The sequence below is a fragment of the Burkholderia sp. 28_3 genome (genome assembly GCF_003253915.1).
In the GTDB taxonomy this organism is placed as follows: domain Bacteria; phylum Pseudomonadota; class Gammaproteobacteria; order Burkholderiales; family Burkholderiaceae; genus Burkholderia; species Burkholderia cenocepacia.
Map to the genome: position 1 here is coordinate 97,384 of NZ_QKZF01000005.1, position 19,621 is coordinate 117,004.

Sequence of the window (19,621 nt, forward strand, 5' to 3'; positions counted from 1 at the left end):
TCGTTTTATCCGGCGCCGGCGGCGCGATGGTGGTGCAGGGGAGTGGTAACGCAGTGACACAACAACAACGGTCGTTCGACGCTATCGTCGCGCGCGAACAAGGGTTGCGCCACGCGCTGACGTCGGGGCAGATGGCGATGATCGCGATCGGCGGCGCGATCGGCACGGGGCTGTTCCTCGGCAGCGGGTTCGCGATCGGGCTCGCCGGCCCGAGCGTGCTGGTTTCCTATGCGATCGGCGCGCTGATCGCGCTGCTGCTGATGGGCGCGCTCGCGGAAATGACCGTCGCGCATCCGACGGCCGGCTCGTTCGGCGCGTATGCCGAGCATTACGTCGGCCCGCTCGCGGGCTTCCTGGTGCGCTATGCGTACTGGTTCGCGGTCGTGTTCGCGATCGGCACCGAGATCAGCGCGATCGCCGTGTTCATGAAGTACTGGTTCCCGGCGGTGCCCGGCTGGTACTGGGTGATCGGCTTCTCCGCGCTGCTGATCGCGGTGAACCTCGCGAGCGTCACGCTGTACGGCACGGTCGAATACGCGTTCTCGCTGCTGAAGATCGCGGCGATCGTCGTGTTCATCGTGCTCGGCGCCTATCTCGTGTGGGCGGCGCCGGCCGCGTCGGGCATCGGTTTCGCGAACTACACCGCGCACGGCGGCTTCATGCCGAAGGGACCGTGGGGCACCTGGGTCGCGGTGATCGTCGCGATCTTCAGCTACATGAGCATCGAAGCCGTCGCGATCGCGGCCGGCGAAGCGCGCGATCCGCAGCACGCGGTCACGCGCGCATTCCGCTCGACCGTGTTCCGGCTCGTGCTGTTCTACCTGCTGACGCTGTCGCTGATGCTCGCGATCGTCCCGTGGACGCAGGCCGGCACCGACGAAAGCCCGTTCGTGAAGGTGATGGCCGCGACGCACGTGCCGTATGCGGCCGGCGTGATCAATTTCGTGCTGCTGATCGCGGCGCTGTCGGCGATGAACAGCCAGCTCTACGTGACGACGCGGATGATGTTCAGCCTGTCGCGCGCGCGCCTCGCGCCCGCAGTGTTCGGCCGGCTCGGCGCGAACGGCGTGCCGCGCGCGGCGCTGTGGATCTCGACGAGCGGCGTCGCGGTGGCGGCCGTGCTGGTCGCGGTGGCGCCCGACACCGCGTTCACCGTGATGATGGCGATCGCGATGTTCGGCGCGCTGTTCACGTGGCTGATGATCTTCGTCACGCACTTGCGGTTCCGCTCGCAGTATCGCGGCCCCGCACTCGCATTCCGGATGTGGGGGCACCCGTTCGGCAGCCTGCTCGGCGCGGGGCTCGTCGCGGCGATCCTGCTGACGACCGCCTTCACGCGCGAATTCCGGATGACGATGGTGGTCGGCGTCGTGTTCGTCGTGCTGCTGACGCTCGCCTACGCACTGCATTACCGGCACCAGCACGCGCGCTGACCGCGCCGGGGCGGCCGCCCACGCCGTTCTCCAGTCGCTAAGGTTCCGTTAAGCGAGCGGCGACTACATTCGATCCTGTCTGCAATGCGTGCCGGTCCGCACCGGCACGCCGCTTCCTGCAAAAAGGGGTTCGAATGAACAAACTTCCCGAAATCACGCTCGCGTTCTGGATCATGAAGATCTGTGCGACGACGCTCGGCGAGACCGGCGGCGATCTGCTGTCGATGACGCTGAACGTCGGCTACGCGGTCAGCTCGATCCTGCTGTTCGGTTTCTTTCTCGTGACGCTGGGCGCCCAGCTCAGGACGACGCGCTATCGCCCGGCGATCTACTGGGCGGTGATCGTCGCGACGAGCACGGCCGGCACGACGATGTCCGATTTCATGGATCGCACGCTCGGCCTCGGCTATGCGGCCGGCTCGTCGATCCTCGTCGCGATCCTGCTGGCGATCTTCGCGGTCTGGCGCGTCAGCGGCGAATCGCTGTCGGTCGACCGGATCCGTACACGCAAGGTCGAGCTGCTCTACTGGATCGCGATCCTGTTCTCAAACACGCTCGGTACCGCGCTCGGCGACTTCCTCGCGGACAGCTCGGGGCTCGGCTTCGGCGGCGGCGCATTGCTGATCGGCGGCCTGCTCGCGGCGATCGTGCTCGCGCACTACTTCACGCACCTCTCCGGCGTGCTGCTGTTCTGGGCCGCGTTCGTGCTCACGCGGCCGTTCGGCGCGACGGTCGGCGACCTGCTGACGAAGCCGGTCGCGAAGGGCGGCCTCGCGCTCGGCACGGTCGGCTCGTCGGTGGTGCTGTCGGGCGTGCTGGTCGCGATGGTCGCCTATGCGAGCATCACGCAGGCGCGGCGTCGCGAACCGGTGCCCGCGCGGATCGCGCAACCAGCCGGCAAGTGACGGGTGCGTGCCAAAGAAAAGGGGCCGCGAGGCCCCTTTTTTCGTGCTGCGTGGCTCAGGTTCAGTGGCGGCCGGTGCTGCCGAAGCCGCCTTCGCCGCGATCGCTCTCGGTGAATTCGTCGACGATATTGAACTGCGCCTGCACGACCGGCACGATCACGAGCTGCGCGAGGCGTTCGAACGGGTTCAGCACGAACTCGGTCTGACCGCGGTTCCATGTCGAGACCATCAACTGGCCCTGGTAGTCGGAGTCGATCAGGCCGACGAGGTTGCCGAGCACGATCCCGTGCTTGTGGCCGAGGCCCGAGCGCGGCAGGATCAGCGCCGCATAGCCGGGGTCCGCAAGGTGGATCGCGAGGCCCGTCGGCACGAGCGTGGTCTCGCCCGGCTGCAGCGTGACCGGTGCGTCGAGGCACGCGCGCAGGTCGAGGCCCGCGCTGCCGGTGGTCGCGTAGGCGGGCAGGTAGTCGCGCATGCGCGCGTCGAGGATCTTCAGGTCGAGTTTCATGCGGTCGTCGAATCGGTCGGGAAGGGCGCAGCGGCACGCGCCGCCGCGCGGGTGATCAGATCAGGCGGTTGTCGGGCAGGCGCTTCGCGATTTCCGCGACGAGCGCATGCGCGAGTTCGTCTTTGGGCGCGCGGGGCAGGCGCGTGAGGCCGGCGGCCTCGAACAGCACGACTTCGTTGTCGTCGCGGCCGAACGTCAGCGGGCCGAGGTTGCCCACGAGCAGCGGCACGTTCTTGCGCTTGCGCTTCTCGTCGCCGTGCACGTCGAGGTCGCCGCTTTCGGCCGCGAAGCCGACGCAGAACGGCGCATCGGGCAGCGCCGCGACCGACGCGAGGATGTCGGGATTCTCGACGAACGCGAGCGCCGGCATCTTGCGGTCGGCCGTCTTCTTCATCTTCTGCTCGGCCGGCTGGTCGACGCGCCAGTCGGCGACCGCGGCCACCGCGATGAAGATGTCGGCATCGGCGACCGCATGCATCACCGCGTCGTACATCTGCTGCGCGGTCTGCACGTCCTGGCGGTACACGCCCCACGGCGTGTCGAGCGCGACCGGCCCGGCGACCAGATGGACGTCGGCGCCGGCCTGTTGCGCGGCGCGCGCGAGCGCGAAACCCATCTTGCCGCTGGAGCGGTTCGTCAGGCCGCGCACCGGATCGAGCGGTTCGAACGTCGGGCCGGCCGTGATCAGCACGCGCCGGTGCGCGAGCACCTTCGGCGCGAAGTGCGCGACGATCGCCTCATAGATCGCCTCGGGCTCGAGCATGCGGCCGTCGCCGACTTCGCCGCACGCCTGCGCGCCCGAATCCGGGCCGAGCACCGACACGCCGTCCGCGCGCAGTTGCGCGGCGTTGCGTTGCGTGGCCGGGTTCTGCCACATCTGGCGGTTCATCGCGGGGACGACCAGCAGCGGACAGTCGCGCGCGACGCACAGCGTCGACAGCAGATCGTCCGCGAACCCGTGCGCGAGCTTCGCGAGGAAATCCGTCGACGCGGGCGCGATCACGATCGCGTCGGCTTCGCGCGACAGGTCGATGTGCGCCATGTTGTTGTCGATGCGCGCGTCCCACTGGCTCGTATAGACGGGCCGGCCCGACAGCGCCTGCATCGTGACGGGCGTGATGAACTGGGTGGCGGCGTCGGTCATCGCGACCTGCACGGTCGCGCCGGCCTTCACGAGCAGCCGCGTGAGCTCGGCGATCTTGTAGCAGGCGATGCCGCCCGTCAGGCCGAGAACGAGGTGTTTTCCTGCGAGTTCTGCGTGTGCCAACTCAGGCCTCCTGGGGTCAAACGGAACGGCCGGCGCGAAGCCGGCCGTCGACACGGAGTATGCGCGCTCAGCGCGAACCGCGCACGCGCCGCAGCTCGTCGTAGATCAGCAGCACCGCGCCGATCGTGATCGCGGAATCGGCAAGGTTGAACGCCGGGAAGTGCCACGCGCCGAGATGGAAATCGAGGAAGTCGATCACGTGACCGTAGACCAGCCGGTCGATCACGTTGCCGAGCGCGCCGCCGAGGATCAGCGCGAGCGACACGCTGAACAGCCGCTGGTGGCCGTGGCGCTTCAGCAGGAAGCAGATCACGAGCGTCGCGCCGACGCCGAGCGCGGTGAACGCCCAGCGCTGCCAGCCGCTCGCGGTCGACAGGAAGCCGAACGCGGCGCCGCGGTTGTACACCAGCACGAGGTTGAAGAACGACGTCAGCGCATGCTGCGCGCCGTACGCGAACGTTTTCAGGATCGCGATCTTCGACAGCTGGTCGAACAGGATCACGATCAGCGAAATGCCGAGCCAGGGCGCGAGCGCGCCGCTGGCCGGTTTCGACAGGGTCTTCGCCATATTTACGCAGCGCTCCGGATTTCGCCGTTTTCAAACAGGTTCGAGAAGCAGCGGCCGCACAGCGTCGGATGCTCGGCGTGCGCGCCGACATCTTCGCGGTAGTGCCAGCAGCGCTCGCACTTCTGGTACTTCGACGCGGCCACGTCGACGCTTTCCTGCGCTTCGTCGTCGACCTTGACGACCGTCGCGGCCGACGTGATCAGCACGAACTTCAGGTCGTCGCCGAGGCTCGTCAGCGCGTCGTAGCGCGCGCCGCTCGCATGGACGGTGACTTCGGCCTGCAGCGACGAACCGATGCGGTTCGCGGTGCGCGCTTCCTCGAGCGCCTTCGTCACGTTGCCGCGCACGTCGCGCAGCAGCGCCCACTTGTCGATCAGCGCGGCCGAGCCGGCGACTTCCGGATACGCATAGTAGGTCTCCGTGAAGATCGTGTCGCTCGCCGGCTGGAACACCTTCCACGCTTCTTCCGCCGTGAACGACAGGAACGGCGCGAGCACGCGCAGCAAGCCGTGCGTCAGGTGGTACAGCGCGGTCTGCGCGGAGCGGCGCGCGCGCGAATCGGCGGCGCTCGTGTACAGGCGATCCTTCAGCACGTCGAGGTAGAAGCCGCCGAGGTCTTCCGAGCAGTACGTCTGCAGCTTCGCGACGACCGGGTGGAATTCGTACTTCTCGTAGTGGCCGAGCAGTTCCGTCTGCAGTTGCTGCGAGAACGCGACCGCATAGCGGTCGATCTCGAGCCATTCGTCGACCGGCACCGCGTGCTGCGCGAAGTCGAAGTCCGACAGGTTCGCGAGCAGGAAGCGCAGCGTGTTGCGGATGCGGCGATAGCCTTCGGTCACGCGCTTCAGGATTTCCTCGGAAATCGCGAGCTCGCCCGAGTAGTCGGTCGACGCGATCCACAGGCGGATGATTTCCGCGCCGAGGCGGTTCGCGACTTCATGCGGGTCGATGCCGTTGCCGAGCGACTTGCTCATCTTGCGGCCTTCGCCGTCGACCGTGAAGCCGTGCGTGAGCAGGCCCTTGTACGGCGCGCGGCCATCGATCATCGAGGCCGTCAGCAGCGACGAGTGGAACCAGCCGCGATGCTGGTCCGAGCCTTCGAGGTACAAGTCGGCCGGGAACTGCAGCTGATCCTTGTGCGAGCCGCGCAGCACGTGCCAGTGCGTCGTGCCCGAGTCGAACCACACGTCGAGTGTGTCGCGGTTCTTTTCGTACAGGTTCGCGTCGTCGCCGATCAGCTCGCGCGGGTCGAGCGATTGCCACGCCTCGATACCCGACTGCTCGACGCGCTTCGCGACTTCCTCGAGCAGCTCGAGCGTGCGCGGGTGCAGCTCGCCGGTTTCCTTGTGCACGAAGAACGCCATCGGCACGCCCCACTGGCGCTGGCGCGACAGCGTCCAGTCCGGACGGTTCGCGATCATGCTGAACAGGCGCTGCTTGCCCCACGACGGGTAGAACGCGGTCGCGTCGACGCCTTCGAGCGCCGTTTCGCGCAGCGTCTTGCCGCCGTCTCGCGGCGTCACGTCCATGCCGGCGAACCATTGCGACGTCGCGCGGTAGATGATCGGCGTCTTGTGGCGCCAGCAGTGCATGTAGCTGTGCGTGTACTTCTCGCTGCGCAGCAGCGAGCCGGCCGCCTTCAGCGCGTCGACGATCTTCGGGTTCGCATCCCAGATCGACAGGCCGCCGAACAGCGGCAGCGATTCGATATAGCGGCCGTCGCCCATCACCGGGTTGATGAAGTCGGAATCGGTCATCCCGTGCGCCTTGCACGACATGAAGTCCTCGATACCGTACGCGGGCGACGAGTGCACGACGCCGGTACCGGTGTCGGTCGTCACGTAGTCGCCGAGGTAGACGGGCGCGGTGCGCTTGTAGCCGGGGTGGGCCGATGCGAGCGGGTGGTGGAAGCGCAGGTTCGCGAGCTTCACGCCGGGTGTGGTCGCGATGATGCGGCCCGTCAGCTTGAAGTCGCTCATGCAGGCTTCGACGCGCTCTTCCGCGATGATCAGCAGCCCGCGCTCGGTGTCGACCAGCGCGTAGACGATTTCCGGATGGAGGTTCAGCGCCTGGTTGGCGGGAATCGTCCACGGCGTGGTGGTCCAGATCACGATCCCGCCGTCGGCGCGCGGCAGCGCCGGCAGGCCGAACGCCTGCGCGGTCTTTTCCGGTTCCGCGAACGCGAACATCACGTCGATCGTCGGATCGGTGCGGTCCTTGTACTCGACTTCCGCTTCCGCGAGCGCCGAGCCGCAGTCGAAGCACCAGTTCACCGGCTTCAGCCCGCGGTACACGTAGCCCTTCTCGATGATCTTGCCGAGCGCGCGGATTTCTTCCGCCTCGTTCACGAAGTTCATCGTCTTGTACGGATTCGCCCAGTCGCCGAGCACGCCGAGGCGCTTGAAGCCGACCTTCTGCTTCTCGATCTGCTCGGTCGCGTACGCGCGCGCCTTGCTCATCACCTCGGCCGCCGGCAGCGACTTGCCGAACTGCTTCTCGATCTGGATCTCGATCGGCATCCCGTGGCAATCCCAACCGGGCACGTACGGCGCGTCGAAGCCGGCCATGTTGCGCGACTTGACGACGATGTCCTTCAGGATCTTGTTGACCGCGTGGCCGAGGTGGATGTCGCCGTTCGCATACGGCGGGCCGTCGTGCAGGATGAACTTCGGCCGGCCCTGGCTGGCCGCGCGGATCTTGTCGTAGATGCCGCGCTCTTCCCACTCCTTGACCCACTGCGGCTCGCGCTTGGGCAGGTCGCCACGCATCGGGAACGGCGTGTCGAGCAGGTTGACCGGATACTTGGCCTGCGGTTTCGAATCGGCTTTCTTGTTGCTCATGATGGGATCGCTATCTCAATCGGGGGACGCTCGGGCGTCGTGAATCGGGGATGCGCGCGAGAGGGCGGCGCGAGGGGGGCGGCGCCCGCGCGCCGCCGTCCGGATCAGCTAATTCGGTCGGTAGCCGACGTCGCGAAGCCCGTCGCGCGGCTGCCCGGCGCACGGTCGCGTTCGATGAAGTACGCGCGCGCATTCGCGACGTCCAGCGCGATCGCGCGCGACAGCGCCTCGAGATCGTCGAACTTCGCCTCGTCGCGCAGCTTCTTCAGGAATTCGACACGGATCAGCTTGCCGTACGCATCGCCGTGCCAGTCGAGCAGGTGAACTTCGAGCAGCACGCGGCCCGAATCGTCGACGGTCGGGCGCAGCCCGAGGCTCGCGACGCCCGGCAGCGGCTCGGGGCCGAGGCCGTGCACCTGCACGACGAAGATGCCCGCGAGCGCCGGCCGCTTGTGCGCGATCGGCAGGTTCAGCGTCGGGAAGCCGAGATCGCGGCCGAGCTTCAGCCCGTGCGCGACGTGGCCGCTGATCGCGTAGCCGTGGCCGAGCGCCTGAGCGGCCGCGTCGAGATCGCCCGCGGCGAGCGCCGCGCGCACGCCGGAGCTGGAAATGCGCGTGCCGTCGCTGCCGGCCACCGTGCCCATCTGCTCGACCTCGAAGCCGTGCTGCTCGCCGGCCGCCTTCAGCGTGTCGAAGGTGCCCGCGCGCTTCGCGCCGTAACAGAAATCGTCGCCGACCATCATCCAGCGCGTATGCAGCCCGTTCACCAGCGTGCGCTCGACGAACGCCTGCGGCGACTGGCTCGCGAAGGTGTGGTTGAAGTGCTCGACGACGACGCGGTCGACACCGTGATCGCGCAGCGCTTCGAGCTTGTCGCGCAGCATCGCGATGCGCGGCGGCGCGCCGGCCGGATTGAAGAATTCGCGCGGGTGCGGCTCGAACGTCATCACGCACACGGGCAGGCCGCGCGCGTCCGCTGCCGCGCGCACGCGCGCGAGCAGGGCCTGGTGGCCGCGATGGACACCGTCGAAGTTGCCGATCGTCAGCGCGCACGGGGCGCGGCTCTCGGCGTTGGGCAGGCCGCGGAAGACTTTCACGATAGCGGATGCAGCGTCGGGGGAATGGGCGGTGGGATGCCGCAAAGCAGAAGATTATAAACGTTCGGGCGGGCCGGCGGCCGAGAAGGCGGGAAACGCGGGGGCGAATGGTAAAATTCGCGGATGAAAAAACTCGTGATCCTGATTTCCGGTCGCGGCAGCAACATGGAGGCCATCGTCCGCGCGTGCGCGCAGGAACGCTGGCCGGCCGAGATTGCCGCCGTGATCGCCAACCGGCCCGATGCGGCCGGACTGGCTTTTGCCGCGTCGCACGGGGTGGCGACGGCGGTGGTCGACCACCGGTCGTTCGACGGCCGCGACAGCTTCGACGCGGCGCTCGCCGCCGAGATCGACCGCTTCTCGCCCGATCTCGTCGTCCTCGCCGGCTTCATGCGCATCCTCACGCCCGCATTCGTCAGACGATACGAGGGCCGGCTGCTGAACATCCATCCGTCGCTGCTGCCGAGCTTCAAGGGCATCCACACGCACCAGCAGGCGCTCGACGCCGGGGTCGCGCTGCATGGCGCGAGCGTGCATTTCGTGATTCCCGAGCTGGACAGCGGGGCGATCGTCGCGCAGGGCGCGGTGCCCGTGCGCGCCGGCGACGACGCGGCCGCGCTCGCGCAGCGCGTGCTGGCGGTCGAGCACGTGCTGTATCCGCGTGCGGTGCGCTGGTTCGTCGACGGGCGGTTGCGCCTCGAGAACGGCCGCGCAGTGGTGGCGCCCGAAGAGGCGCGCTGGATTTTCGCGGACCAACCGCAAACCGAAACGAGTGAGGGCGTATGAAGCTGCACGGATTCCTGATCGGCCAGACCGAGACTTTGCTGGCCGAGGTGCTGAAGTTCGCCGGCCCCGCCGACGCGACGACGAGCCGGTTCTTCCGCGCGCACCCGAAGCTCGGGCATGCGGAGCGCGGCGTGATCGCCGAGGCCGTGTTCGCGGTGCTGCGCCGGAAGATGGAGTTTTCGCACCTGGCCGAGAGCGGCACCGGCACGCCTGCGCGACGCCTCACGCTGCTCGGCCTGATGCAGACGGTCGGCCGCAATGCGCTGAAGCCGTTCCTGTCCGACACCGAGTCCGCGTGGCTCGAGCACGTGTCGAAGATCGATCCGGCGAGCCTGCCGGTGCGCATTCGCACCAACCTGCCCGACTGGATTCACCAGGCGCTGTCGGAGCGTTTCGATGCCGAGGAGCTCGCGCAGCTCGCCGCCGCGCTGAACTACCCGGCGCCGCTCGACCTGCGTGCCAACGCGCAGAAGGCAAGCCGCGACCAGGTGATCGAAGCGCTGCGCGTGAGCGGCATCGATGCGGGCGCGACGCCGTTCGCGCCGTTCGGCGTGCGCGTGGTCGGCAAGCCGGCGCTGACGCGCCTCAAGTTGTTCGAGGAGGGCGCGATCGAGGTCCAGGACGAAGGCAGCCAGCTGCTGTGCTCGCTGGTCGCGCCGCGCCGCGGCGAGATGGTCGTCGATTTCTGCGCGGGCGCGGGCGGCAAGACGCTCGCCCTCGGCGCGATGATGCGCTCGACCGGGCGCCTCTATGCGTTCGACGTGTCGGAGAAGCGTCTCGCGAAGCTGAAGCCGCGCCTCGCACGCAGCGGGCTGTCGAACGTGAACCCGGTGCTGATCGACAGCGAGCACGACGCGAAGATCAAGCGCCTCGCCGGCAAGATCGACCGCGTGCTGGTCGACGCGCCGTGCAGCGGCCTCGGCACGCTGCGTCGCAATCCGGACCTCAAATGGCGCCAGACGCGCACCGCGATCGACGAGCTGACGCCGAAGCAGGCGTCGATCCTCGCGAGCGCCGCGCGGCTCGTGAAGAAGGGCGGCCGGCTCGTCTACGCGACCTGCAGCGTGCTGGATGCCGAGAACGAGCGCATCGTCGAACAGTTCCTGGCCGACCATCCGGACTTCGTGCTGGTGCCGGCGCAGAAGGTGCTGGCCGACCAGCGCATCGAGCTCGAGACGGGCGACTATCTGTCGCTGTGGCCGCACCGTCACGCGACCGACGGCTTCTTCGCCGCGGTGCTCGAGCGCCGCGCGGCGCAGTAACGACCGCCCGGACGGACGATGGAGAACCTGCAGAGCCGCCTGCTGTCGCACCGGCTGGCCTCGGTGATTCGCGATTTCCACCAGCCGGTGATGATCTGGCAGGCGGCGATCCTCGTCGGTGCGCTGTGTTTCGCGTGGGTCGCCGCGCGCTTCGTGCACGGCCGGATCGATGCGCGGCGCCGGGCGGCCGGACGCGCGCCGGGCGCGGGCGCGCAAAGCCTCAAGCGCGCGTTGTTTCCGCTGTTCGGCAGCGTGTTCGTCGGCGGTGCGCAGCTCGCGTTCGACCCGTTCATGTCGACGTCGCTGCTGTCGCTCGCGCTCGTGCCGCTGTTCGGCATCGGGCTGATCTACGTGCTGTTCTTCTTCGCGCGGCGCGTGTTCGCGCGTGACGGCCACACGCACGCATGGCTGTCGATCGTCGAGAAGATCGTGTCGACCGTCGTGTGGGCCGCGATGGTGATGACCGTGCTCGGCATCCAGCGCGACGTGCTCGGCTGGCTCGACAGCGTGCAGTTCCGCGTCGCGACCGCGCACCTCACGCTGCTGTCGGTGATTTCCGGCGCGCTGTGGGTGTGCGTGACGCTGATGGTCGCGATGTGGCTCGGCTCGGTGCTCGAGGATCGCCTGTCGCGCGCGAGCACGCTCGACGCGAACCTGAAGGTCGTGCTGTCGCGGGTCGGCCGCGCGCTGCTCGTGTTCGCGGCGATCCTGATCGGGCTGTCGCTCGTCGGCATCGACGTGACGGTGCTCGGCGTGTTCGGCGGCGCGGTCGGCGTCGGCCTCGGGTTCGGGCTGCAGAAGATCGCCAGCAACTACGTGTCGGGCTTCATCATCCTGCTCGACCGCTCGCTGCGGCTCGGCGATGCGATCAGCGTCGGCGGGCTGCAGGGCGTGGTCACCCAGATCCGCACGCGCTACACGGTCGTGCGCGGCCTCGACGGCAACGAGACGCTGATCCCGAACGAGAAGCTGATCACCGACGTCGTGCAGAACCAGTCGTCGTACCTGACGCGCGGCTATGCGAAGGTGGCGGTGCAGGTGGCGTACACGAGCGACGTCGAGCAGGCGCTCGCGTTGCTCGCCGACGCGGCGAAGGACGTGCCGCGCGTGCTGGCCGAGCCGGCGCCCACCCCGTACCTCGTGAGTTTCGGCGCGGACGGGATCGACCTGGAGCTCGGCTTCTGGATCGAGGATTCGGCGAAGGGCACGTCGGGCGTGCGTTCGAGCGTGAACCGCAACATCTGGCGGCTCTTCAGCGAGCACGGGATTTCGATTCCGTTTCCGCAGCGCGAAGTGCGCGTGGTCGGGTTGCCAGACGGCTTCGCCGCGGCCGGCGTGGCGGCCGGGCACGATTCGGCCGCCGCCAACGGTGCGCTGGACGGGCGCGCGCCGGCCGCGTAGCGGGTGCGGGCGGTCAATCGTACCGATTCCGCGGTCGGAACCGGATCGCGGGCCTTTCCCAGTCCGGCCGTGGACCGCGCGGATTGCGTCAGGGCAAGAAAATATTCATTTTTTACAAAGACTTGGAACGGTTGAAGTAAAATTCTGGTCTACACGCGGTATGCTTTCATTCTTCTGACGCCGGTGCGGCGTCGCTCTCATCACAGGTAACTGCCTTGTTGAATTCCCTGCTCGATTTTCTTTCCCACGGGCTCCTGCATTTTTCGTGGTGGCAGGTCGCGCTGTTCGCGCTCGCCGTCACGCACGTCACGATCATCGGTGTGACGGTCTACCTGCATCGCTGCCAGGCGCACCGCGCGCTGGAGCTGCATCCGATCGCGAGCCACTTCTTCCGTCTCTGGCTGTGGATGACCACCGGCATGCTGACCGGCCAGTGGGCCGCGATTCACCGCAAGCACCATGCGAAGTGCGAGACCGAGGAAGATCCGCACAGCCCGCAGACGCGCGGCATCTGGAAGGTGTTCCTCGAGGGCGCCGAGCTGTATCGCGCGGAAGCGAAGAACGAAGAGACGATGCGCAAGTTCAGCCACGGCACGCCGAACGACTGGATCGAACGCAACCTCTATTCGAAGTACCCGATCCTCGGCGTGAGCCTGATGATGGTGATCGACGTCGCGCTGTTCGGCGTGCTCGGCCTGACCGTCTGGGCCGTGCAGATGGTGTGGATCCCGTTCTGGGCGGCCGGTGTCGTCAATGGCTTCGGTCACTTCTGGGGCTATCGCAACTTCAACTCGGCCGACGCGAGCACGAACCTGTTCCCGTGGGGCATCGTGATCGGCGGCGAAGAGCTGCACAACAACCACCACACGTTCGCGACGTCGGCGAAGCTGTCGAACAAGTGGTACGAGTTCGACATCGGCTGGATGTACATCCGCATCATGTCGGCCTTCGGTCTCGCGAAGGTGAAGAAGGTCGCGCCGACGCCGCGCCTGAACAAGCCGAAGACGGTGCTCGATCAGGAAACGCTGCAGGCCGTGCTGTCGAACCGCTACGAAGTGATGGCGAGCTACGGCAAGGCCGTGAAGCGTGCGTACCGCCAGGAGCTCGCGCACCTGAAGGAACTCGGTTCGAGCGAGAAGTACCAGTTGATGCGCGGTGCCCGCAAGTGGTTCCACAAGGACGCCGACGGTCTCGACGAGCCGCAGAAGAAGCTGCTGCCGGAAATCTTCGCGAACAGCCAGAAGCTGCATACGTACTTCCAGCTGCGCCAGGATCTGGCCGCGATCTGGGATCGTTCGACCGCGTCGCGCGAACAGCTTCTCGCGCAATTGCAGGATTGGTGTCATCGCGCAGAACAAAGCGGCATCAAGGCGCTGCAGGAATTCGCGACGCGCCTGCGTCGCTACGCCTGATTCGAAATCGATTAGAATCTCAGGACGTCACAAACCCCGCGTTGGCGGGGTTTTTTCATTTGGGCCGCCGGTTTGTGAAGCGCGTCGGCGGGCCGGGATTTGTCTGACGCTTGGGGCCGTGGCGGGTGGTGTCCCGGGGCGAATGAAAGGGATGGGATCGGGGCAGGCACGAACGCGCCAACGCCGATCGACCGCGTAGCATGGGATCAGGGTAAGCGCTCAAGCGCCAACGCTGATCGACAGGAGATATGGAGATGCAATCGACGATCAAACCCGTCGAGTACGACCGGCCCGTCGCAGCCGGGACCGTGTGCGGCGTGGGGCAGGCATGGGCCAAGGTGCCCGATGCGCCGTCCGCCGAGGAACGCGCTGCGCTGAAAGCACGCATCAAGGCGTTGCTTGCCCGTGAAAAGGCCGTGCTGGTCGCCCACTACTACGTGGACGCCGAACTGCAGGAACTGGCCGACGAAACGGGCGGCTGCGTGGCGGATTCGCTCGAAATGGCGCGCTTCGGCCGCGATCACGACGCGCAGACGCTGGTCGTCGCCGGCGTGCGCTTCATGGGCGAAACCGCGAAGATCCTGAGCCCGAACAAACGGATCCTGATGCCCGATCTCGACGCGACCTGCTCGCTCGACCTCGGCTGCCCGGTCGACGAATTCTCGGCGTTCTGCGATGCGCATCCCGACCGTACCGTCGTCGTCTACGCGAACACCAGCGCGGCCGTGAAGGCGCGCGCGGACTGGATGGTCACGTCGTCGATCGGCCTCGAGATCGTGGCCGACCTGCACGCGCGCGGCGAAAAGATCATCTGGGCGCCGGACCGCCATCTCGGCAGCTACATCCAGAAGAAAACCGGCGCGGACATGCTGCTGTGGCAGGGCTCGTGCCTCGTCCACGACGAGTTCAAGGGCATCGAGCTCGACCTGCTGCGCGCCGAATATCCGGACGCGAAGGTGCTCGTCCATCCCGAGTCGCCGGAAAACGTCGTGGCGCAGGCCGATGTCGTCGGCTCGACCACGCAGCTGATCGACGCGGCCGTCAAGTTCGACGCGACCCGCTTCATCGTCGCGACCGATCTCGGCATCCTGCACAAGATGCAGCTTGCCGCGCCCGGCAAGACCTTCATCGCCGCGCCGACGGCCGGCAACAGCGCGACCTGCAAGAGCTGCGCGCATTGCCCGTGGATGGCGATGAACGGCCTCGCGAACCTCGCCGACGTGCTCGAACGCGGTCACAACGAGATCTTCGTCGATCCCGCGATCGGCGAGCGCGCGCGTTTGCCGATCGACCGGATGCTCGAATTCGCGGCTGCGCACAAGAAGCGCGTGCAGGCGAGCGGCGATCTGCAGCGCGACCAGCAATTGTTCGCGAACGTGGGGGCCGCATGAGCAACGCCGTATCCCCGCTGTTCGAAGCCGTCCGCGCGCAGTACGGCGCGGCATTCGACGAAGCGATCGCGCGCAACGTGGCCGATGCGATCGCCGAAGACGTCGGTGCCGGCGACCAGACCGGGCGGCTCGTGCCGGCCGGCGAGTACCGCCGCGCGCGGATCATCGTGCGCGAGGAAGCGGTGCTGTGCGGCGTACCGTGGTTCGAGGCCGTGATCGCACGGATCGATCCGTCGATCGTCGTCCACTGGCGCTATCGCGAAGGCGACCGGATGACGGCCGATTCGACCGTCTGCGAACTCGAAGGGCCGGCACGCGCGCTGCTGACGGCCGAGCGCAACGGGCTGAACTTCCTGCAGTTGCTGTCGGGCGTCGCGACGGCGACGCGCCGTTACGTCGATCGCGTCGAAGGCACGCGCGCGAAGATCCTCGATACGCGCAAGACGTTGCCGGGGCTGCGGCTCGCGCAGAAGTATGCGGTCCGGGTCGGCGGCGGCGAGAACCAGCGTCTCGCGCTGTACGACGGCATCCTGATCAAGGAGAACCACATCGCGGCGGCAGGCGGTGTCGGCGAGGCGCTCGATGCGGCGTTTGCGCTGGAATCGGGCGTGCCGGTGCAGGTCGAAGTCGAGACGCTCGCGCAGCTCGACACGGCGCTCGCGCACGGCGCGCAGTCGGTGCTGCTCGACAACTTCACGCTCGACATGATGCGCGAAGCGGTGCGCGTGGCGGATGGCAAGGCCGTGCTCGAAGTCTCGGGCGGCGTCAATTTCGAGACGGTCCGCACGTTCGCGGAGACGGGCGTCGATCGCATCTCGATCGGCGCGCTGACGAAGGATGTGCGGGCGACCGATTATTCGATGCGGATCGTCGACTGACCGAACATCATCCGATCAGACAAAAAGCCGTTGGCGCGCAAGCGCCAACGGCTTTTTTCTTGTGCTGCTGCGGCCGCGGAAGGGCGGCGCGCCGCTCAGCGGCGCACGCGCGGCGTGAGCACGCTCGGCAATGCTTTCGGCAGCGTATGCGGCCAGTCGCGGCTGTAGTGCAGCCCGCGGCTTTCGCGGCGCGAGTGCGCGCTTTTCACGATCAGCGTTGCCACGTCGACGAGGTTGCGCAGTTCGAGCAGATCGCGCGTCACGCGGAAGTTCGCGTAGTACTCGTGGATCTCGTCGCGCAGCAGCGACAGGCGATGTTTCGCGCGCTCGAGGCGCTTGTCGGTGCGCACGATGCCGACGTAGTTCCACATCAGGCGGCGCAGTTCGTCCCAGTTGTGGGCCACGACGACTTCCTCGTCCGCGTCCGACACGCGGCTTTCGTCCCACGCGGGCAGCGCGGCCGGCGTGTCGGCGTCGAAGCCGGCCGCCTCGATCGCCTCGGCTGCCGCGCGGCCGATCACCAGACATTCGAGCAGCGAGTTGCTCGCGAGCCGGTTCGCGCCGTGCAGCCCCGTGTACGAGGTTTCGCCGACCGCGTACAGGCCGGCGAGGTCGGTGCGTCCGGCGAGATCGGTGACGACCCCGCCGCACGTATAGTGCGCGGCCGGCACGACCGGGATCGGTTCTTTCGCGATGTCGATGCCGAATTCGAGGCAGCGCGCATGGATCGTCGGGAAATGTTCGCGCAGGAACGCTTCCGGCTGATGGCTGATGTCGAGATACACGCAGTCGATCCCGCGCTTCTTGATCTCGAAGTCGATCGCGCGCGCGACGATGTCGCGCGGCGCGAGTTCGGCGCGCGGATCGTGCGACGGCATGAAGCGCGTGCCGTCAGGCAGCTTCAGCAGGCCGCCTTCGCCGCGCACGGCTTCCGAAATCAGGAACGATTTTGCGTACGGATGGAACAGGCAGGTCGGGTGGAACTGGATGAATTCCATGTTCGACACGCGGCAGCCGGCACGCCACGCCATCGCGATGCCGTCGCCGGTCGCGGTGTCGGGGTTCGTCGTGTACAGGTAGACCTTGCCGGCGCCGCCGGTGGCGAGCACCGTGTGCGGCGCCTCGATCGTGATCGTGCGGTCGTTGTCGACGTCGAGTGCATACAGGCCGTGGCAGCGGCGGCCGGGCAGGCCGAGCCGATCCGACGTGATCAGGTCGATCGCGTGATGATTTTCGAAGAACGTGATGTTCGGATGCTGGCGCGCGCGCGCCGACAGCGTCGCGAGCACCGCATGGCCGGTCGCATCGGCCGCATGGATGATCCGGCGATGGCTGTGGCCGCCTTCGCGCGTCAGGTGAAAGCCGAGTTCGGCCGCGTCGTCCTTCGTGAACGGCACGCCTTGCGAGATCAGCCATTCGATGGCTTCGCGGCCGTGCTCGACGATGTAGCGCGTCGCGCCTTCGTCGCAGAGGCCGCCCCCGGCGACCAGCGTGTCGTCGACGTGGTTCTCGATGCTGTCCGCCGAGTCGAGGACCGCCGCGATGCCGCCCTGCGCGTTATCGCTCGCCCCCTCCATCATCGAACGTTTCGCGATCAGCGCGACACGTCGCGTGCTGGCCAGATTGAGTGCGACCGACAGCCCTGCCAGGCCGCTGCCGACGATCGCCACGTCGAATTTCATGCTGCATCTCCATCGTTACGCTTTTGATCTTGCGTTCCGTCGACCGCGGCCGCGGAAAGGGGAGAGCATACCGCGTCGGGCTCACGCGTGCGCGCAAAAACCGCGCAAAACAAAAAGCCCCGCATGTGCGGGGCTTTTCGGTCGCCGTCAGGCTGGCAGAAACCGGAGATTACTTGATCTTGGTTTCTTTGTATTCAACGTGCTTGCGGACGACGGGATCGAACTTCTTGATCGCCATCTTTTCCGGCATGTTGCGCTTGTTCTTCGTGGTCGTGTAGAAGTGACCCGTACCAGCGGTCGACTCGAGCTTGATCTTGTCGCGGGCGCCTTTTGCCATGATTGTGCTCCTTGGGCTTAGGCTTCGCCGCGTGCGCGCAGGTCAGCGAGCACGGAATCGATGCCGTTCTTGTCGATCAGGCGCAGGCCGGCGTTCGAGACGCGCAGGCGCACCCAGCGGTTTTCGCTCTCAACCCAGAACCGGCGGTTCTGCAGGTTCGGGAGGAAGCGACGCTTCGTCTTGTTGTTGGCGTGGGAAACGTTGTTGCCGCTCATCGGCGCTTTCCCAGTTACTTGGCATACGCGTGCCATGAGAGCACTCCTAATACGCTAAATTCGGGGTTCGATCGCCGGTGAAGGTTCCATCGCACCGCCACGTGATCCATGGCTGCACTCAGAACGCCGTAGCCCTTACAGACAAGGCCCTTCGATGGCTAGAACTGGTTGGAAAAAAGACAGACGACGATTCTAGCAGAAAAAGTTCAGAAAAATCAAACCCAATTTCGCTTCGTCGTTGCGGCGCCCTGGGACGGGCCGCCGCGCCACAGTCTACAGCCAACCGGCCCGCGCGAACGAGAAAGTATCGCTGACCCCGACGACGACGTGATCGAGCAGCCGCACGTCGACGAGCTCGAGCGCGTCTTTCAGCACGCGGGTCAGGCGGCGGTCTTCCGCGCTCGGCTGTACCGCGCCCGACGGATGATTGTGCGCGACGATCAGCGCCGCGGCGTTGTGCTTCATCGCGCGGCGCACGATCTCGCGCGGATAGACGGCCATGCGGGTGAGCGAGCCGCGCGCGATTTCCTCCATGTCGATCAGACGGTTGCGCGCATCCAGATAGACCGCGATGAACACTTCGTACTGGCGCGTGCCGATCTTCAGTCGCAAGCAATCCTCGACCGCGCCGGGCGAGTCGATCGGCATCCGTTCTTCCGCTTTCTCCACCAGCATGCGCCGCGCGATCTCGGTGACCGCGACGAGCCGCGCGGAGCGTGCGGGGCCGATGCCGGGGTACGCCTCGAAATCGTCGGCGCTCGCTTCGAGCAGCCCGCGCAACGTGCCGAACTGCTCGACCAGTGCGCGGGCGGTGACGAAGACGTCGTGACCGGGCTTGCCGGTGCCGAGCAGCAGCGCGATCAGCTCGTCGTCGGTCAGCGCGGCCGGCCCGCGCTCCAGCAATCGCTCGCGTGGCCGCTCGGGCCGCCAGTCGCCCGGGCGGCGCCTGCGCCGGTTGATCGGGATCACGCGGCCGGGCGGATCGGCCGGCGTGTCGGCGGTGTCGCGGCATTCGGCCGGCGGCACGATGAGGCAGGGTGACAGCATGGTCGGAACTCCATTGGCGGCGGGCGGCGTGCGCAACGTCGTCGCACTTTCCGCCTTGCACGCTCAGGTGACTTACAATATTGGCTTTGCGCCGGGCCATTCGGCCGTAGCGGGCGCCGACTGAACGAGTAATTCATGAGCCTCATCGATCTATCCGAAGTGAAGCCCGGTTCCCACGTCACGTTGCATTACCGGCTGGCACTGGCCGACGGCGCCGACATCGTCAACACCTTCTCGGACAAGCCGGCCACGCTGTTGCTGGGCGCGGGGCAGCTGGCGCCGTCGCTGGAACAGATTCTGCTCGGGCTCCGGGTCGGCGACCATTCGACTTTTCAGCTAGCCCCCGATCAGGGGTTCGGCCCCCGCAATCCCGACATGCTCCAGCGCGTGACGCTGGCGACGCTGCGCGAGAACGGGATGGTCGGCGACGATTTCACGCCGGGCGAACTCATCGAGTTCAACGCACCGGATGGCGGTCGCTACGCGGGGGTGCTGAAGGAAGTCAGCGAGACCTCGGCGCTGTTCGACTTCAATCATCCGCTCGCGGGCCAGGCGCTCACGTTCGAAGTGAAAATCATCGGAATCCTGTAAT

Annotated in this window: 18 protein-coding genes; 9 read left to right on the plus strand and 9 right to left on the minus strand. The window is 67.0% G+C overall.

Features of this window, described 5'->3' with window-relative positions:
• Positions 1–53 precede the first annotated feature (53 nt).
• Both DFS13_RS13425 and DFS13_RS13430 read left to right on the plus strand, forming a co-directional pair.
• On the plus strand, positions 54–1,433 hold the full coding sequence (locus DFS13_RS13425) for an amino acid permease (protein WP_006488957.1): 1,380 nt from the start codon (positions 54–56) through the stop codon (positions 1,431–1,433).
• A gap of 134 nt (positions 1,434–1,567) precedes the next feature.
• A complete protein-coding gene (locus DFS13_RS13430; protein WP_048984465.1) occupies positions 1,568–2,338 on the plus strand; it encodes a membrane protein in 771 nt (256 codons plus the stop codon).
• Between the two features lie 61 nt (positions 2,339–2,399).
• Here the strand turns inward: DFS13_RS13430 and dut are convergent, their stop codons facing one another.
• The 5 genes from dut to DFS13_RS13455 form a co-directional block, all read right to left on the minus strand.
• On the minus strand, positions 2,400–2,846 hold the full coding sequence (gene dut / locus DFS13_RS13435; RefSeq protein ID WP_006488961.1) for a dUTP diphosphatase: 447 nt from the start codon (positions 2,844–2,846) through the stop codon (positions 2,400–2,402).
• Between the two features lie 55 nt (positions 2,847–2,901).
• Complete coding sequence (gene coaBC / locus DFS13_RS13440) at positions 2,902–4,113, minus strand: bifunctional phosphopantothenoylcysteine decarboxylase/phosphopantothenate--cysteine ligase CoaBC (protein WP_048984467.1); 1,212 nt, start codon at positions 4,111–4,113, stop codon at positions 2,902–2,904.
• 67 nt (positions 4,114–4,180) lie between these two features.
• Positions 4,181–4,681: a signal peptidase II gene (gene lspA, locus DFS13_RS13445; RefSeq protein ID WP_006488949.1), complete on the minus strand. Its 501-nt coding sequence runs from the start codon at positions 4,679–4,681 to the stop codon at positions 4,181–4,183.
• A gap of 2 nt (positions 4,682–4,683) precedes the next feature.
• Entirely contained in the window at positions 4,684–7,521 is a 2,838-nt protein-coding gene (gene ileS / locus DFS13_RS13450) for an isoleucine--tRNA ligase (protein ID WP_111441807.1), read from the minus strand.
• Between the two features lie 104 nt (positions 7,522–7,625).
• Positions 7,626–8,618, minus strand: coding sequence for a bifunctional riboflavin kinase/FAD synthetase (locus tag DFS13_RS13455; RefSeq protein WP_006488971.1), 993 nt, complete (start codon positions 8,616–8,618; stop codon positions 7,626–7,628).
• A 123-nt stretch (positions 8,619–8,741) separates the two neighbouring features.
• Between DFS13_RS13455 and purN the strand changes: the two genes are divergently transcribed.
• From purN to nadC, 6 genes are all read left to right on the plus strand, one after another.
• Positions 8,742–9,404, plus strand: coding sequence for a phosphoribosylglycinamide formyltransferase (purN, locus tag DFS13_RS13460; protein WP_006496140.1), 663 nt, complete (start codon positions 8,742–8,744; stop codon positions 9,402–9,404).
• On the plus strand, positions 9,401–10,666 hold the full coding sequence (locus tag DFS13_RS13465) for an RsmB/NOP family class I SAM-dependent RNA methyltransferase (protein ID WP_006488956.1): 1,266 nt from the start codon (positions 9,401–9,403) through the stop codon (positions 10,664–10,666). The genes purN and DFS13_RS13465 overlap by 4 nt, the downstream gene beginning before the upstream one ends.
• An 18-nt stretch (positions 10,667–10,684) precedes the next feature.
• Positions 10,685–12,067 carry a mechanosensitive ion channel family protein gene (locus DFS13_RS13470; protein WP_006488952.1) on the plus strand — a complete coding sequence of 461 codons (1,383 nt, stop codon included), beginning with the start codon at positions 10,685–10,687 and terminating at the stop codon, positions 12,065–12,067.
• A gap of 215 nt (positions 12,068–12,282) precedes the next feature.
• Complete coding sequence (locus DFS13_RS13475; RefSeq protein WP_006491832.1) at positions 12,283–13,479, plus strand: acyl-CoA desaturase; 1,197 nt, start codon at positions 12,283–12,285, stop codon at positions 13,477–13,479.
• A gap of 254 nt (positions 13,480–13,733) precedes the next feature.
• On the plus strand, positions 13,734–14,870 hold the full coding sequence (nadA, locus tag DFS13_RS13480) for a quinolinate synthase NadA (protein WP_048984591.1): 1,137 nt from the start codon (positions 13,734–13,736) through the stop codon (positions 14,868–14,870).
• Entirely contained in the window at positions 14,867–15,748 is an 882-nt protein-coding gene (gene nadC / locus DFS13_RS13485) for a carboxylating nicotinate-nucleotide diphosphorylase (protein ID WP_111441808.1), read from the plus strand. Before nadA ends, nadC begins: the two co-directional genes overlap by 4 nt.
• A 95-nt stretch (positions 15,749–15,843) precedes the next feature.
• On the opposite strand, the gene nadB is transcribed toward nadC, so the two are convergent.
• From nadB to radC, 4 genes are all read right to left on the minus strand, one after another.
• Positions 15,844–17,430 carry an L-aspartate oxidase gene (gene nadB, locus DFS13_RS13490; RefSeq protein WP_006488962.1) on the minus strand — a complete coding sequence of 529 codons (1,587 nt, stop codon included), beginning with the start codon at positions 17,428–17,430 and terminating at the stop codon, positions 15,844–15,846.
• A 169-nt stretch (positions 17,431–17,599) separates the two neighbouring features.
• Positions 17,600–17,767: a 50S ribosomal protein L33 gene (gene rpmG, locus DFS13_RS13495; RefSeq protein ID WP_006478046.1), complete on the minus strand. Its 168-nt coding sequence runs from the start codon at positions 17,765–17,767 to the stop codon at positions 17,600–17,602.
• Between the two features lie 17 nt (positions 17,768–17,784).
• The gene (rpmB, locus tag DFS13_RS13500; RefSeq protein ID WP_004186391.1) at positions 17,785–18,018 is read right to left on the minus strand and encodes a 50S ribosomal protein L28; all 234 of its coding nucleotides are present in this window, start codon (positions 18,016–18,018) and stop codon (positions 17,785–17,787) included.
• 237 nt (positions 18,019–18,255) lie between these two features.
• Positions 18,256–19,029, minus strand: a complete 774-nt coding sequence (radC, locus tag DFS13_RS13505; protein ID WP_006496138.1) for a DNA repair protein RadC — start codon at positions 19,027–19,029, stop codon at positions 18,256–18,258.
• A 135-nt stretch (positions 19,030–19,164) separates the two neighbouring features.
• Between radC and DFS13_RS13510 the strand changes: the two genes are divergently transcribed.
• Positions 19,165–19,620, plus strand: coding sequence for a peptidylprolyl isomerase (locus DFS13_RS13510; RefSeq protein ID WP_006496137.1), 456 nt, complete (start codon positions 19,165–19,167; stop codon positions 19,618–19,620).
• The last annotated feature ends 1 nt before the right edge of the window (position 19,621 follow it).

Excerpts from the sequence above, each read along its gene's own strand:
- rpmG (WP_006478046.1), bottom strand. The coding sequence starts at position 17,767 with ATGGCAAAAGGCGCCCGCGACAAGATCAAGCTCGAGTCGACCGCTGGT.
- radC (WP_006496138.1), bottom strand. The coding sequence starts at position 19,029 with ATGCTGTCACCCTGCCTCATCGTGCCGCCGGCCGAATGCCGCGACACC.
- DFS13_RS13465 (WP_006488956.1), top strand. The coding sequence starts at position 9,401 with ATGAAGCTGCACGGATTCCTGATCGGCCAGACCGAGACTTTGCTGGCC.
- DFS13_RS13430 (WP_048984465.1), top strand. The coding sequence starts at position 1,568 with ATGAACAAACTTCCCGAAATCACGCTCGCGTTCTGGATCATGAAGATC.
- lspA (WP_006488949.1), bottom strand. The coding sequence starts at position 4,681 with ATGGCGAAGACCCTGTCGAAACCGGCCAGCGGCGCGCTCGCGCCCTGG.
- rpmB (WP_004186391.1), bottom strand. The coding sequence starts at position 18,018 with ATGGCACGCGTATGCCAAGTAACTGGGAAAGCGCCGATGAGCGGCAAC.
- nadC (WP_111441808.1), top strand. The coding sequence starts at position 14,867 with ATGAGCAACGCCGTATCCCCGCTGTTCGAAGCCGTCCGCGCGCAGTAC.
- nadA (WP_048984591.1), top strand. The coding sequence starts at position 13,734 with ATGCAATCGACGATCAAACCCGTCGAGTACGACCGGCCCGTCGCAGCC.
- purN (WP_006496140.1), top strand. The coding sequence starts at position 8,742 with ATGAAAAAACTCGTGATCCTGATTTCCGGTCGCGGCAGCAACATGGAG.
- DFS13_RS13470 (WP_006488952.1), top strand. The coding sequence starts at position 10,685 with ATGGAGAACCTGCAGAGCCGCCTGCTGTCGCACCGGCTGGCCTCGGTG.
- DFS13_RS13510 (WP_006496137.1), top strand. The coding sequence starts at position 19,165 with ATGAGCCTCATCGATCTATCCGAAGTGAAGCCCGGTTCCCACGTCACG.
- nadB (WP_006488962.1), bottom strand. The coding sequence starts at position 17,430 with ATGAAATTCGACGTGGCGATCGTCGGCAGCGGCCTGGCAGGGCTGTCG.
- dut (WP_006488961.1), bottom strand. The coding sequence starts at position 2,846 with ATGAAACTCGACCTGAAGATCCTCGACGCGCGCATGCGCGACTACCTG.
- ileS (WP_111441807.1), bottom strand. The coding sequence starts at position 7,521 with ATGAGCAACAAGAAAGCCGATTCGAAACCGCAGGCCAAGTATCCGGTC.